Raw genomic sequence first — 14,522 nt, 5'->3', positions numbered from 1 at the left:
GTACGGATGACCGAAACTGTCGCTTCACAAAGCACTGCTGTCAATGGTTGGATCAGCCCATGGATCACGTGCCTTCCGCCGCCGAGATGCTCGGCTGGATCGAGACCGTCGTGTCCCGGGGCATCCGGCGGCCCGGCTATCCGGCGGACGCGTGGACCGAGCGGTGGCTGGCCGAGCGGCTGACGGAGTTCGGGCTGGAGGTCTCGCTGGAGCCGGTGGAGGTGCCCCGCTGGCAGCCCGGCACCGGGGTGCTGCGGCTCGACGACGGCACGGAGCTGACCGGGTTCCCGCTCCCGCACACCCTGCCGACGGACGGCCTGCGCGCCAGGATCGCCCCGCTCGCCGACGCCCGGCCCGGCGACATCGCGGTGGACGAGCTGGCCTTCACCGAGCTGCCGCAGTCGTACGTCAGCACGCTGGCCACGTCGTCCTACGACCCGGAGGGCGTCTTCGACACGCTCGTCCAGACCCTCCCGTTCGGACCGCGGATGATGGAGGTCGTCGAGCCCGCGCTGGAGGCGGGCGCGGCCGGCTTCATCGGGGCGCTGACCGGGCTGCCGTGGGAGACGCGCGACTACTACGTGCCCTATGACGCGATCGAGCGGCCGATTCCCGCTCTGTGGCTGTCCGCGTCCGACGCCCGGCGGCTCCTGGCCCGGCTGCCCTGCACGGGCGAGCTGGTCGCCCAGTCGGTCACCGACACGGTGACCACGCACAACGTGGTCGCCACGCTGCCCGGCGGCTCACCGCACACGGTCATCGTCGGCTCCCACCACGACGGGCCGTGGGCCTCGGCCGTCGAGGACGCCTCCGGCATCGCGCTCGTCCTGGCCGCCGCGCGTCACTGGGCCGCTGTGCCCGTCTCGGCGCGGCCGCACAACCTGACGTTCCTCCTCACGTCCGGGCACATGGCGCACGCGGCGGGCACGAGGGCGTTCATCGAACGCCACCGCTCGGCGCTGGCCGACGTCGTGCTCCAGCTGCATCTCGAACACGCGGCGCTGCGCTGCGAGACCGTGGACGGCGAGCTCGTGCCCACCGCGGACCCCGAGGTCAGGTGGTGGTTCACCAGCCGGGTGCCGCGGCTGGAGAAGCTGGTCGCCGAGACGCTGGCGGAGGAGGGGCTGCGGCGGTCCTTCGTGCTGCCGCCCGACGTGTTCTCGCCCATGCCGCCCACCGACGGGGCGTTCTTCCATCCGGAAGGGGTGCCGCTCGTGCACTTCCTGTCGGCGCCGATGTACCTGTTCGACTCGGCCGACACCCTCGACAAGATCGACGTGGCTGGGTTGGAACCGCTGGCCCGCGCGGCCGTGCGCATCGTGGCCGGGACCGCCGGGTGGGCGCCTCAGCCTCGTTGATCGAGGGCGGCCTGCGCCTTGGCGGCGTCCTCCAGGCTGAGCATCGGATGCGAGTAGATGTCGATCAGGGTCTTGGCGAGCAGTTTGTCCCCCTCCGGGCTCAGCACCTCGACGCCCAGGGCCCGGGACATGTGGTGGCGCAGGACGGTGACCGACAGCGCCATCGCGGTGCCCACCGCCGCCCGCGCCTTGCGGGGCACCGGAGAGGGATCGGGCCGGGCCCTGTCGTACTCCTCGATCCACTCCTCGCTCAGCCGTACGAGCTCGTCGAAGACGGCCTCGGCCCGTCCCTCGGCCAGGGCCCGCCCCACATACGCTTGGTAAGGCCCCAGGAGGGTCCGGGCGACGGCGACATAGTTCACGTCGCTCGGCATGGGGTCGCTCCGGACCTGGTCGTTGATCCGGCGGATCAACTTGGCCAAGTGCTCGTCGCAGGCGTCGCGCAGCGCCTCCTTGGAGCCGAAGTGGTGGCGTATCAGCCCGGAGGACACACCCGCGGTCTCGGCGATACCCCGGATCGTGGCCCGCTCGAAGCCGTGCTCGCCGAAGTGCCACAGAGCCGCGTCGCGGATCCGGGCGCGGGCGGTGAGGTCTTCGGGGTCCGGAGCGATCGTCACGCTGCCACCGTTCTTGTATAGCTCGCTAGCTGCAGAAGAAGCCTACTATGCGCGCGTATAGCGGTCGCAGGCATAGGGATGGAAGGCGAGGGTAGCCGCCACGCCACTACAAGCTGAGGGCGGGAAGATCGTGACACAGGTAGCCGAAGGGCCTGCGGAGCTGTCCAGGCGCTCCTGGTGGGGAGTGCTCAAGCGGACCGTCAAGGAGTTCAGGGACGACAAGGTCACCGACTGGGCGGCGGCGCTCACTTATTACGCGGTCCTATCGATCTTCCCGGCGCTGCTGGCGGTCGTCTCGCTGCTCGGCGTGTTCGGCCAGTCGGCCACCCAGCCACTGGTGGACAACCTGAGCGCGATGGCTCCGGGGCCCGCGCGGCAGATCATCGACACCGCGCTCCAGGCGTTGCAGCAGAGCCCGCGCGCCGCGAGCCTCGCCACCGTCATCGGCCTCGCCATCGCCCTGTGGTCGGCCTCCGGCTACGTGGGGGCCTTCATGCGAGCCGCGAACGTCATGTACGAGATGCCGGAAGGCCGGCCCGTCTGGAAGACACTGCCGCTGCGCCTGGCCATCACCACCGTGCTGGTGGTCCTGATGGCGGCCGGCGCGGTCGCCGTCGTGTTCACCGGCGGGCTCGCCGACCAGGCGGGCCGGATCCTCGGCATCGGCCAGACCGCTCTGACCGTGTGGGGCATCGCCAAGTGGCCGATCCTGGTCCTCGTCGTGACGTTCGTGCTGGCCCTGCTGTACTGGGCGGCGCCCAATGTCGTACACCCCGGCTTCCGGTGGATCACCCCCGGCAGCCTGCTGGCCGTCACGGTGTGGATCGTCGCGTCCGCCGTGTTCGGCTTCTATGTGGCCAACTTCGCCACCTACAGCAAGACCTACGCCGCGCTGGCCGGTGTCGTCGTCTTCCTGATCTGGCTGTGGATCACCAATATCGCGGTGCTGCTCGGCGTGGAGTTCGACGCCGAGCTCGCCCGCGAACGCGCCATCGAGGCCGGTCAGTCCCCTGGACGGGAGCCGTACGTCGAGCCGCGCGACACCACGAAGATCGACCGTGCGGACGATCAGGACAGTAGCTCCACATAGCCCTCGGTTCCGTTCACCCGGATGAGCTGCCCGTCCTTGATGCGCCGGGTGGCGCCCTCCACGCCGACGACCGACGGCAGGCCGTACTCCCGCGCGACCACCGCGCCGTGCGTCATCACCCCGCCGACCTCCATGACGACTCCCTTCACCGAGACGAACAGCGCCGACCAGCTCGGGTCGGTGAAGACCGTGACCAGGATGTCGCCCTCCTCCACCTCGGCGTCCGCCATGCTCAGGACGACTCGCGCGCGGCCCTCCACGACGCCGGACGACACCGGGATGCCCGCCAGCGCCCCCTCGGGCCGGTCGCCCGCGTCGTACTCACCGTTGATCACCTCGCCCTCCGAGGTGATCACTCGCGGCGGGGTCAGCTTCTGGTACGACGCGTGCGCCTCCCGCCGCTCGGTGATCACGGCGTAGTCCAGCCGCCCGCTGCTGACCACCTCCCTGAACTCCTCCAGCGACAGGAAGTAGACGTCCTCCGGCTCCTTGATCACCCCCTGGGCCACCAGCTTCCTGGCCTCGCCCATCAACGCCTGCTTGTACAGGCCGTAGCGCTGCAGGCACGCGTGCTTGGAGTACTCCCGGTACCCGATGAAGTGGCGTACCAGGCTCATCTGCCGCGCCGCCTTCTTCGCCTTCCGGCCGCCCACCCTGCTTCTCAGGCGGTCCATGAGGTCGTTCATCGAGCGCTCGGCCTCCGTGCGTCCCTGCTCGACGCGGCGCTCGCGCTCGCCGGGCGGGAAGTTCTTGATGTTGCCGAGGATGAGCGGGACGAGCAGCGTCGGGTCCTCGCTCCATCGCGTCCGGGTGATGTCGATGTCGCCCTGGCAGTGCATGCCGTACTTGTGCAGGTACTCCTCGATGGCCTGGCGTACGACGTCGCCGCCGTCGAGGCCGGAGAGCCCGGTGAAGAACGTGTCGCGCTCGGCGCGTGCGCTCAGATGGTCGACGACGGCCGGGTACTGCCGCACCACGTCGGAGACGTCCAGCAGGTCGAGCCCCATGGCCGCCACGACGTTGTGGTCGGCCGACTGGCTGACGGCGTCGGCGGCGTTCTTCACGCCCAGCCAGGTGTTCATGTGCTTGTTGACCCAGTTCACCGACTGGATGCCGAGGAACGCCGCCGCCACGCTCCGCGGCTCGAACATGAGGTCGGTCAGCTCGCGATGGTCCTCGATGATGAACGCGAACACGTCGTCACCGGACTTGCCGGCGATCGCCTCCTGAAGCCTGGCCACCGACGCCTCGTTCTGCGCGATGAGCTCGGGGACCACGCGGGGGTCGTCCTCGCGGGACAGCTTGAGGTATTGGCGGGCCATCGGCAGGGGACCGCCCTTGCCGAAGTTCATCAGGCCGGACTTGCCGTGGGCCAGCGACTTGACGAAGTCCTTCCTGCCCAGCACGGTGCGCAGGGCGTTGGCCATCAGCACGTCGACCTGGCCGAGGCTCTTGATCGTGAGCGGCCGGGCCCACGTCGACGAGAGCTCGTGGGACATGTCCTTGTAGAACCGGTTCCCGGCCACCGCCATCTTCGGGCGGCCGAGCCACTCGTCCAGCAGGAGGAAGAACGACAGGCCGAGCGGGGTGAACGCGTCGGTCATCATCTGGCGGTGCCCGTACGAGATGTAGACGTGGTTCTTGCCGTCGTCCGAGGCCGGAACCGGGTACAGCGTGGTGATGGGCCGGCTCTGCAGCACGTGGAACACACCGTCGGACAAGCCCCACTCGATGTCCTGCGGCCGGCCGAAGTGGGCCTCGATCCGCCGCCCGAGGGTCTCCAGCTGAAGGATCTGCTCGTCGGCCAGCGTCTGCGCGTTCTGCCGCGCGGCCTCCACCGGCCGCTCCTCCGTGCCGCTGTCCGCCGAGGCGCGCAGCTCCATCGTCTGGACGGAGATCACCTTGTCGATGATCTGTCCCGCCTTGACCCGGTAGGTGTCGGCGTTGACCAGGCCGGAGACCAGCGCCTCGCCCAGGCCGTAGCCCGCGTCGATGGAGACCACCGTCCGGTTGGACGTGACGGGGTCGGCGGTGAACATGATGCCCGCCGCGTCGGGGAAGACCATCCGCTGCACGACCACCGAGACCTGGACCGCGCGATGGTCGAAGCCGCTCCTGACGCGGTAGGCCACCGCCCGGTCGGTGAACAGCGAAGCCCAGCACCGCCTGACGTTGTGGACCACCGACTCGGGCCCGCGGACGTTCAGGTAGGTGTCCTGCTGGCCGGCGAAGGAGCTCGACGGCAGGTCCTCGGCGGTGGCGCTCGACCGTACGGCACAGGGGACGTCGCCGAGCCCCGCCAGATGGGTGACGATGTCCCGCTCAATCTCCGCGGGCACGGCCAGCGCCTCGATGGCCGTACGAAGGCGGGCACAGGCGGCGGCGATGCCCGGGCGGTCGTCGGCGCGCAGGCCGGTCAGCCCGTCGATCAGTGCGCTGACCGTGGGATCCCCCTCCACGACCGCCCGATACGCCGCAGTGGTCACGCAGAACCCGTCCGGCACGCGCACTCCGTCTATGGCGGACAGCTCGCCGAGGTTGGCGCCCTTTCCGCCGACGAGGGGGAGCCGGGTCTTGTCGATCTCGTGGAAGCCGAGTACGTAGGCGCTCATCGCTGATCCCATCTGCCCTCTCATGCGGAGGGCTTCGAGCCACTAGCAATACAGTACAGTACTGTATTGAAATGGAAATCGCAGGAGGCCCCATGCCCTTCGATCGCCCCGGCTCACCGCTCGGGCCGGCCCGGCGCCACGCGGCTAGAATGCGGTCGTGTCTCGCACCTTCGTCGGCGCGGAGGGTCTGACCGTGGCGGCTCTCCCCGAGCGGTCGACATGACCGGCACCGCACCCGCCCAGCGCCCGGCCGGTCGGCCGCGCAGCCAGGAGGTGGACGAGGCCATCCTCGCCGCCGCGCTGGACCTGCTGATCGAACGGGGCGCCGTGCTCACCAGCATCGAGCAGGTCGCCCAGCGGGCCGGCGTGACCCGGGCCACCGTCTACCGGCGGTTCCCCGACAAGACCTCACTGCTGATCCAGGCCATCGAGTCGGTTCACCAGGCGCCCGAGTCCGAGGTCCTCGACTGGCCGGACATCGACCGGATGCTGACCGACTGGGCCACCTATCTGAGCATGCCGCGAAACCGCTGCATGCTCCGCAGGCTTTATGGCGCCGTGGACGACTATCCTGAGCTGCTCCAGACGTACCGCAAGTCCTATGGCGGCGGCCGTGCCTCGGCCGAGGTCACGACACTGAGCCGGGCCCGCGACAACGGCCAGCTACCGCCGGACAGGGACCTGAACATCATTCAGCAGGTGCTCACCGGCGCGATACTGCACCACCTTGGCGCCTACCCGGACTCGACGAGCGCGGACGAGGTCAAGACGTACCTCACGGCCGTACTCCAGCAGATCGGCTACCACCCCTGACAAGCAAGGACTTCCCTTTGGGCGCTTCGCGCTATGGACCCCGTCCAGTTACTTCGGCGGTCGAAAGCGAACAGCGCAGGCCGTGAAGGCGGAGCTCGCGCAGTCGTACCCGCGTACCGCGGTCGTCGGCTCGGATTACCACGCCGAGTCCATCGAGCTGGCCCACTGAGGCGCATGACGTGAGCCCTCATAGTTGTGCATCAGCGAGTACTCATGTTTTAGTACTCATATGCGATCAACTCGCCTGTTCATTCTCGGCGCACTGGCCGACGGCGGCCCCATGCACGGGCACAAGATCCGAGCCGCCGCGCAACTCGACCGGGTCGAGCTGTGGGCGGACATCAAGCCCGGATCGCTGTACGGCGCGCTACGCCGGATGGCGGACGAAGGCGTCGTCGAAGTGGTCCGCACTGAGCAGGAAGGCAACCTCCCCGCCCGGACGGTGTACGGGATCACCGACAAGGGCCGGACCGAGCTGGTCTCGGTGATCAGGTCGGTCCTGACCGACACCGGGTTCCGGCCGGATCCGATCCAGCTGGTGCTCCTGCACGTCGGCGAGATAGGCCTCGATGAGTTGCGTACCGCTGCCCAGCAGCGGCGCGACTCGTACGCCAAGCAACTGGACTTCTGGCGCAATCTGCGCGGCCAAGCCGAGCCGTACCTCAGCAGGCTGGAAGCCATCGCCTTCGACCAGACCCTGATGCGGCTCGAGACGGAGGTCGGCTGGCACGACCGCCTGCTGGCGGAGCTCGCGGACATGGTCGGCGAACTTGACGGCACGGGCTCGCCTGACAGCGCGCCCCTTAGCGGAGAGTAGGAACTCCATGTCTCCTCGGCGTTTGGACGTCGCCGTGATCGGCGGCGGCATTGGCGGGCTCTGCCTGGCGCAGGGCCTGAAGCGGGCCGGCGTGCGCGTCACCGTGTACGAACGGGACCGCACGGCCGACTCACGGCTCCAGGGTTTCCGGCTGAACATCGAGCCGACCGGAAGCATCGCCCTGCACGCCTGCCTGCCACCCGTCTTATGGGAGCTGCTGGTGGCCACCGCGGGCGATCCAGGGCCCGGGATCGGCTTCCTCGACGAGCGGCTGCGGCCGCTCATCCTCATCGGGCAGGACGGCCCGGATCGTGATCCCCTCGACCCCACGGTGAGCGAGCACGCGGTCAGCCGCGTCACACTGCGCAAACTGCTGCTGGCCGGCCTGGACGACGTCGTCCGCTTCGGCAAGGAGTTCACCGGCTTCGCTCGGGCGGGCGACGGGACGGTCACCGCGAAGTTCGCCGACGGCACCACCGCGACCGCCGATGTGCTCGTCGCGGCCGACGGCGCCAACTCCCGTGTGTGGGCGCAGCTCCACCCGGCGGCCGGCCACACCGCGCTACCGGCGGCGGCGGTCGCCGGCAAGCTGTTCCTCACCGAGGAGAACCGCCGATGGCTGCCGGAGCGGGTGCTGGCCGGCAAGAACGTCATCTGGCCGCACAGGGACTTCCTGTTCACCGCGATCTTCCGCAGGCGCGAGGACCCTGCGGCGATCATCGCCAGACTCGGTGACCGCATACGCGTGCTCGGGCTCGACCCGGAGCACCTGCTCGCGGACTCGCGTGACGACGACTATGTCCTGTGGGCGTTCATCACGCACCGCGACTCCCTCCCGGCGAGCTTCACGTCAAAGGCTCAGGACGATCCGGCCCTGGTGCGGGAGTTGCTGGCCGAGCGGACGGCCGGGTGGCATCCCGACCTGCGCCGCATCGTCACCACCTCGACCCCGGACACTCTGTACCAGACCGGGTTCAGTGCCGCCGAACCCCTCGATCAGTGGGAGACCGGCAACGTCACCGGGCTCGGAGACGCCGTCCACCACATGCCCCCGGTCGGCGGGCTCGGCGGCAACACGGCGCTGCGCGACGCGCACCGGCTCTGCGCCGCGCTCACCGCGGCCGACCACGGCGAGGAGTCGTTGCCGCAGGCGTTGCGCGCCTATGAGGCGGACATGCTGCGCTACGGGTTCGAGACGGTTCGCGAGGTCGTGCGCAACACCGAAGGAGCGATCACCAGAAGCGCGCTGAAGCGATCAACGGCTCGCTGGTTCTTCCGGACCTGCGGAGCCGTCCCGCTCCTCGGCCGTGCGGTGTTCGGGGAGCGCTGAGTCCCGCCGTGCTGGACCTGCTGATCGAACGGGGCGCTCTGCTCCATGGAACCGGTGACCACAGCTGTTCGCGGGCTGCGCGGACGTTGACGACGCCGGGTCCCCGATCACGCGGCGCGACGCGCTACCCGATCGGCCCCGCTGCCCCGTCATCGCCCATTAGGGTGGACTGTCCGTAGTGTGACGGCGACATGACGGCGTGGTGAGTGGTAGACGAACATCTCACCTGTGACCATGACGTCGTCGGTACCAGCGCGCCTGAGGTTGCAAAGGAAGACCGGTGAACACTGGCACCTCGCGCCCCACGGTCGGCGCCGTGGTCCTGACCATGAACGATCGCCCCGAAGAGTTCCCCATCGCCATGAACTCCCTGCTGTCTCAGGAAGGCGTCGACCTGGACTTGGTGGTGGTCGGCAACGGCTGCGTACCGGACCAGGTGCCCGATGGCGTGCGGACCGTTGAACTGCCGAAGAACGTGGGCATTCCCGAGGGACGCAACGTCGGCGCCGCCAACGTGAAAGGCGACTTGATCTTCTTTTTCGACAACGACGCCGCACTCCCCGCTCCCGATGCGCTGCTCCGCCTCGCGGCGCAGTTCACCCCTGACCCACGCCGCGCCTTCGTCCAGCCGCGCATCGCCGACCCGGTCACCGGCCGCACCCTGCGGCGCTGGGTGCCCCGCCTGCGCACCTCTCACCCCGACCGGGGCGGCACGGTGAGCCGCGCAGCGCACCGGCCGGCTGCTCGACTCCGCGGAGCTCGTCGAGGCCGGGAGCGGCCTGCTCCGCGACCTCGCCCGGCAGCTCATCGGAGTGGCGGAGGGCGGGGGACAGCAGCACGGCCTCATGTCCGGTGTGGTGGAGGGCGGAGAGCAGGAGTACGACCTCATGTCCGGGGCGGCCGGGGCCGTTCCGGCATTCGCCCTGGGATACCGGTGCACCGGCGACGAGCGGATGGCCGAGGCGGCGGTCACGGCGGCCCTATGGCTGGGGAGGTCCGCCAGGAAGTCCCGTACCGGCTGGTCCTGGCGCTCGCCCGGCCTGCGTAACCAGCGCGATCTCACCGGACTCTCGCACGGGGCGGCGGGTGTCGCCGTGGCCTTCCTGGAGGCGTACCGGCTGACCGGCGAGGAGATGTTCGCGACGGGCGCCCGCAACGCGATGCGGTACGAGGACCGCTGGCTGGACGCTGGGGAGGGCAACTGGCCGGACTTCCGGGAGAACACGGCCGACCGCCGCGCCCGTACCTTCGTGAGCCTGTGGTGCCATGGGGCGCCGGGCATCGCCCTGTCCCGGCTGTACGCGTACGAGCTGCTTGGCGAGGCGCGGTGGCGGCACGACGCGATGACGGCACTCGCCACCACGGAGCGGGTGACGCGCCCGCTGACGAACGGCGGTGGAGCCGACTTCTCGCTCTGCCACGGGCTCCCCGGCAACGCGGAGCCCTTCGAGGAGGCCCGCGAGGTCCTCGGGCCCGTCGGCACGGGCATCCCGCGGCTCGGCGCCGACGCCGTCGGTATGGACATCCCGCGGCTCGTCGCCGACCACGGTATGGAGCGGTACGCGCGCACCGGCGTGAGCTGGCCGTGCGGGACCCACTCCGGGGAGACCCCGAACCTGATGCTGGGTCTTGCCGGGATCGGCTACTTCTACCTGCGGCTTGCCGTGCCGCAGGTCCCGTCCGTGCTGTTGCCCGTGCGGTGGGACCGGTGATCGATCACCGCCACAGCAGCAGGCGGGCGATGGTGACGGTGCCGATCGCCACGATCAGGGTCCGTAGGACGGCGGGGCTGAAGCGGCGGCCGATGTGGGCGCCGAGCTGGCCGCCGAGAGCGGATCCGAGCGCGATGAGGACGACGGCCGTCCAGTCGAAGTCCGCGACGAAGAGGAAGAAGAGCACGGCGACGGCGTTCACGACGGCGACCAGAACGGTCTTGATGGCGTTGAGGCGTTGCAGGGTCTCGTCCAGGAGCATGCCCATCAGGGACACGTAGATGATGCCCTGGGCTGCGGCGAAGTAGCCGCCGTAGACGCTGGCCAGCGTGAGGCCGATGTACAGCAGCGGACCGCCGTCCCGGCTGCCGGGGTTGCCGTGCGGTTCGCGGCGGCTTCGTACGTACCTGCTGATCAAGGGCTGGAACGCGACCAGGACGAGGGCGAGGCCGACCAGGGCCGGCACGATCGTCTCGAACGCCGTGGCGGGCAGCGTCAGCAGGAGCATGGCGCCCGCGAGCCCGCCCAGCATGGCACCCACGCTGAGTTTCAGGATGCGACGGCGCTGACCGCTGAGTTCGGCCCGGTAACCGATGGCTCCGCTGATGGAGCCGGCGATCATGCCGAGCGCGTTGGAGACCGTGGCGGTGACCGGCGGCAGGCCCGTGGCCAGCAGAACGGGAAAGGTGATCAGTGTCCCGGAGCCGACCACGGTGTTGATGGTGCCGGCGCCGACCCCGGCCACGAACACCGCGAGCATCTCTCCCGGCGTCACGCCGTGCGTCCCGGCACCGCATCGCCGCCAGAGCCAGAGCCAGAGCCAGAGCCGGACAAGATTTCCATGCGGGCGACCTTATGCGGCGAACGCTTCGCCGCTCACCGAAGGATGTAGGCGCCACCACCCCGCGCGGACGTTTGAGGACTTTCTAGGCCGGCAGCTGTTTCCGCGCCGTTTCCGCAGGCAGTGCGGTGGCGGGCCAGGCGACGCGCAGCCGTTCGGCCTCCTGTTCGGCCTGCGCGACGCCGGCGTGGAAGGCCGGTTGCCAGGACGCCATGTTTGACATGTCGGAGCCGAACGCCTTCAGAGAGGGGGCATCGGGGCTGACCGCCACAGTCGTGTCCGCGCCGAGCCCGTCGAGCGGCTCGCGGGGGAACAGGTGTGCCAGCGGCTCGACGAGCAGCACCACGCGGGCGCCGGTGGCCAGGGCGGCGTTCGTGCCGCCGGCCAGGGCGCCGTCGATGTACCGGTGGCCGTTGATCGTGATGGGCGGGTAGGCGCCCGGCATGGCGGAGCTGGCCGCCACCGCGGCTACCAGCGGGGCGCCGCTGTCTCGGTCCCAGACCTCCGGCTCGCCGGTCTCGGCGTTGACGGCGGTGATGAGCAGCCGCCGGTCGGGCCAGCGGCGCGCGGTGATCAGGGACTCCATCAGGGCGATGCGTTCCGCCTCAAGCATGGTGGGCGCTTCGATGGCGATGCGGCCGACCCGGCGCAGGGCCTCCTGCGGTTCCAGAGTGGGGTCGCCGAGCACGGTGAAGACCTCGGCCATCCGCGCCGGGTCCGTTCGCGCGTCCGTCTGCGGGCCTGGCTGCGAGGCGGTCGAGCGCCCGTCCCGCTCCTGTCGGAGGTCGAGGTCGAGGGCGAGGTCGGGGTCGGGGTCGGGGTCGGGGTCGAGGTGGGGGGCGGGACCTGTACGGGTGGCGAGCCGGTCGAGGTCTTGACCGGTCGCCAGCATGGCGCCGACGATCGCCCCGGCCGAGGTGCCGACGATCAGGTCGGCGTCCGCGAGATCCACTCCGCGGTGCCGCAGCCCGGCGGCCAGGCCGGCCATCCAGGCCGTGCCGGGGACGCCTCCGGGTCCGAGGACCAGTGCCCGCGAAGTTCTGCTCATGACTTCCTCCCCTTTGGATCGGTGCGGGACTAGTCTCGGACCTCAACCAAGGTTGAAGTCAAGTCGGCTGGTCGCTCCTCGCGGTGCCGGTGGTGTGAGAGATTAGAAGGATTCGTGAAGGTCTCACCGATGCATGGGGAGTGCTGTAGGTGAAGTCACGCGCGGCCGGTGGGGCCACCAGGCGCCAGGCCATGGCCGAGCATGTCCTGCGGCATGGCTCGGCCTCGATGACGGAGCTCGCCGAGACGTTCGGCGTGAGCGTGATGACCGTCCACCGTGACCTGGACCAGCTGGAGAGCCAGGGCATGGTGCGCAAGTACCGCGGTGGCGCGAGCGCCCAGGCCTCCAGCATCTTCGAGAGCAACATCGCCTACCGCAAGACCGCCCAGACGGCCGAGAAGGAGGCGATCGCCCGGCATGTGGTGGGGCTGATCGAGCCGGGGAGCTCGGTCATCATCGACGACTCCACGACCGCGCTGGCCGTCGCGCGCCATCTCGACGAGGTGGCTCCCCTGACCGTGGTGACCAATTTCCTGGAGGCGATCAGGCTGCTCGCCCCCATGCCGGGCATCCGGCTCATGGCGCTCGGCGGCGAGTACTACCCGACGCACGACTCCTTCCTCGGCGTGGCCTGCGTCGACGCGGTCGAGGCGATGAACACCGACACGGTGGTCGTCTCCACCTCGGCCATCTCCGACCGGCACGCCTTCCACCAGGAGCAGGAGATCGTCCTGGTGAAGCGGGCGATGCTGGCCGCGGGCACGCGGTGCGTCCTGGCGGTCGACCACACGAAGCTCGACCGCGTGGCCTTGCACCGGGTCGCTCCTCTTGACGCCTTCGACGTCATCGTGGTCGATTCGCACGCGCCGCCCGAGGCCGTGCAACGGCTCCGCGACCGCCACCACCGGGTTGACGTCGCTGAGGTCGAGTAACTAGGGAAGCGCGGTTCGGGGGACGGCGAAGATGGCTCGGCCGCAGCTCAGCGGCGTGGCCGTCTCCGTGGCGCACTGGTTCTTCGTCCATTCGGTCAGCGACCAGACCAGGCCGGTGGCGTAGTCGTAGGTGAGGGACTCGGGATGCATCCCCCAGCACTCGTAAGCCGAGCTGTAGGGGTTGGCGCAGGTGTGGGATCTGCCGGTGGAGGTGTTCAGGGCCCATAGCTCGCCCGCCTCGTCCTGCCAGCTGTGCGCGACGTACCAGGTGCCGTTCCAGGACAGCACCCCCTGCATGTTGCCGACCCGGGTGCGGTACGCCTGGGCCGCCGGGGTGTAGCCGCTGGCGTTGGCGCTGAGCAGGAAGTTCGCGCCGCCGAGGTTGTAGCGGTAGACCCTGCCGTGCAGGGCGGCGTCGTTGAAGTACTCCACGGCGGTCAGGGAGTCGGGGGTGGTGCTGCGGTCCAGGGAGATGGAGGCCAGGCACGGCACGCCGGTGTCGCTGCTCATGGTGCACGTGCCGCTGGCGTAGCTGTAGAAGCCGACCTCCGGCATGACGTACTGGTAGCCGTACGCGGCGTACCCGCTGCTCGTCTTGCCGATCGCCGAGCTCGCGTCGTTCACCCGCAGGATCTCCGACATGCTGAACACCCTGATGCCGGTGGAGTTGGCGCCCGTCGCGCTGACGTACAGCTTGTCGCCGTACCAGACCATGCCGCCCATGTGCGCCTTGGCGGGGCCGAAGGTGTTGTTGGCGTAACTGGTGACGTTCGGGTTGGCGGTGCCGTCCGTCGGCGCGACCAGGTAGACCCAGCGGTACTCCGGCGCCGACGGGTTGGTGTAGTCGATGAAGGCGACCCTGGCGTCGTTGTTGCGGGCGCTCGCCCCGCATTCGGTGGAGTTGCAGTGGTTCCAGCCGCTGAGGAGGGCCTTGTACGAGCCCCAGGTGCCGTCGTCGTCGGCGTCGCCGGAGGTGGTGAGGCTCTGCGGGATCCACGTCTCGGTGCTCGCGTCACCGCTGTCCCAGCACCAGCTGACCGTGGCGGCCGGCTTGATCGGCAGTCCCGCGGCCTCGGTGCTGTCGCAGGTACGCATGGGATGGTTGGCGCTGGTCATGACCTCGGCGAAGTCGGCCTGGGTGAGGCCCGGCTGCGCCTTGAGCGTGCTCAGGCCGGTCGTCGGGTGCCAGATGACACCGGCTCCGGAGACGGCGACGAGCGGTGTTCCGTAGGCGGAGTCGTCGACGGGGTCGGCGTGCGCCGGGGTGGCGACGGCGAGGGGGAGGGTGAGTAACAGAAGGATGGCCACGAGTCTGGACAAGAGGGTGTCCTCTCTAACCGGCGCATGTCCCC

12 protein-coding genes and 1 pseudogene are annotated in these 14,522 nt (G+C 69.7%); 8 read left to right on the top strand and 5 right to left on the bottom strand.

Features of this window, described 5'->3' with window-relative positions; translation table 11 throughout:
- The first annotated feature begins 59 nt into the window (after nucleotides 1-59).
- Entirely contained in the window at nucleotides 60-1,358 is a 1,299-nt protein-coding gene (locus LDL49_RS22315; protein ID WP_225293068.1) for a M28 family peptidase, read from the top strand.
- Here the strand turns inward: LDL49_RS22315 and LDL49_RS22310 are convergent.
- Entirely contained in the window at nucleotides 1,346-1,975 is a 630-nt protein-coding gene (locus LDL49_RS22310; protein ID WP_225293067.1) for a TetR/AcrR family transcriptional regulator, read from the bottom strand. The genes LDL49_RS22315 and LDL49_RS22310 overlap by 13 nt on opposite strands.
- A gap of 130 nt (nucleotides 1,976-2,105) precedes the next feature.
- Between LDL49_RS22310 and LDL49_RS22305 the strand changes: the two genes are divergently transcribed.
- Nucleotides 2,106-3,065: a YihY/virulence factor BrkB family protein gene (locus LDL49_RS22305; RefSeq protein WP_225293066.1), complete on the top strand. Its 960-nt coding sequence runs from the start codon at nucleotides 2,106-2,108 to the stop codon at nucleotides 3,063-3,065.
- Here LDL49_RS22305 and rph read toward each other — a convergent pair.
- On the bottom strand, nucleotides 3,044-5,677 hold the full coding sequence (gene rph, locus LDL49_RS22300) for a rifamycin-inactivating phosphotransferase (protein ID WP_225293065.1): 2,634 nt from the start codon (nucleotides 5,675-5,677) through the stop codon (nucleotides 3,044-3,046). The two genes, LDL49_RS22305 and rph, sit on opposite strands and share 22 nt — an antisense overlap.
- A 219-nt stretch (nucleotides 5,678-5,896) precedes the next feature.
- On the opposite strand from rph, the gene LDL49_RS22295 reads away from it, so the two are divergent.
- The 5 genes and pseudogenes from LDL49_RS22295 (at nucleotide 5,897) to LDL49_RS22275 (ending at nucleotide 10,349) form a co-directional block, all read left to right on the top strand.
- Nucleotides 5,897-6,490: a TetR/AcrR family transcriptional regulator gene (locus LDL49_RS22295; RefSeq protein ID WP_225293064.1), complete on the top strand. Its 594-nt coding sequence runs from the start codon at nucleotides 5,897-5,899 to the stop codon at nucleotides 6,488-6,490.
- A gap of 229 nt (nucleotides 6,491-6,719) precedes the next feature.
- Nucleotides 6,720-7,307, top strand: coding sequence for a PadR family transcriptional regulator (locus LDL49_RS22290; RefSeq protein ID WP_225293063.1), 588 nt, complete (start codon nucleotides 6,720-6,722; stop codon nucleotides 7,305-7,307).
- A gap of 7 nt (nucleotides 7,308-7,314) precedes the next feature.
- The gene (locus LDL49_RS22285) at nucleotides 7,315-8,637 is read left to right on the top strand and encodes an FAD-dependent oxidoreductase (RefSeq protein ID WP_225293062.1); all 1,323 of its coding nucleotides are present in this window, start codon (nucleotides 7,315-7,317) and stop codon (nucleotides 8,635-8,637) included.
- Nucleotides 8,638-8,965: 328 nt separating this feature from the next.
- Nucleotides 8,966-9,292 (top strand): annotated as a pseudogene (locus LDL49_RS59245) (glycosyltransferase family 2 protein); the annotation flags it as partial.
- Between the two features lie 190 nt (nucleotides 9,293-9,482).
- Nucleotides 9,483-10,349 (top strand): lanthionine synthetase LanC family protein, encoded by an 867-nt coding sequence (locus LDL49_RS22275; RefSeq protein WP_225293061.1) that lies wholly within the window; start codon nucleotides 9,483-9,485, stop codon nucleotides 10,347-10,349.
- A gap of 4 nt (nucleotides 10,350-10,353) precedes the next feature.
- Here LDL49_RS22275 and LDL49_RS22270 read toward each other — a convergent pair whose 3' ends face one another.
- A complete protein-coding gene (locus LDL49_RS22270) occupies nucleotides 10,354-11,124 on the bottom strand; it encodes a sulfite exporter TauE/SafE family protein (RefSeq protein ID WP_225293060.1) in 771 nt (256 codons plus the stop codon).
- Nucleotides 11,125-11,275: 151 nt separating this feature from the next.
- Entirely contained in the window at nucleotides 11,276-12,238 is a 963-nt protein-coding gene (locus LDL49_RS22265) for a patatin-like phospholipase family protein (protein ID WP_225293059.1), read from the bottom strand.
- 149 nt (nucleotides 12,239-12,387) lie between these two features.
- Here LDL49_RS22265 and LDL49_RS22260 point away from each other — a divergent pair, with 149 nt between their 5' ends.
- A complete protein-coding gene (locus LDL49_RS22260) occupies nucleotides 12,388-13,170 on the top strand; it encodes a DeoR/GlpR family DNA-binding transcription regulator (RefSeq protein WP_225293058.1) in 783 nt (260 codons plus the stop codon).
- Here LDL49_RS22260 and LDL49_RS22255 read toward each other — a convergent pair whose 3' ends face one another.
- The gene (locus tag LDL49_RS22255) at nucleotides 13,171-14,490 is read right to left on the bottom strand and encodes a hypothetical protein (protein WP_225293057.1); all 1,320 of its coding nucleotides are present in this window, start codon (nucleotides 14,488-14,490) and stop codon (nucleotides 13,171-13,173) included.
- Nucleotides 14,491-14,522 lie beyond the last annotated feature (32 nt).

Source organism: Nonomuraea aurantiaca, from assembly GCF_020215705.1.
Lineage (GTDB): Bacteria > Actinomycetota > Actinomycetes > Streptosporangiales > Streptosporangiaceae > Nonomuraea > Nonomuraea aurantiaca.
This window is presented reverse-complemented; position numbering and strand designations above follow the sequence as displayed.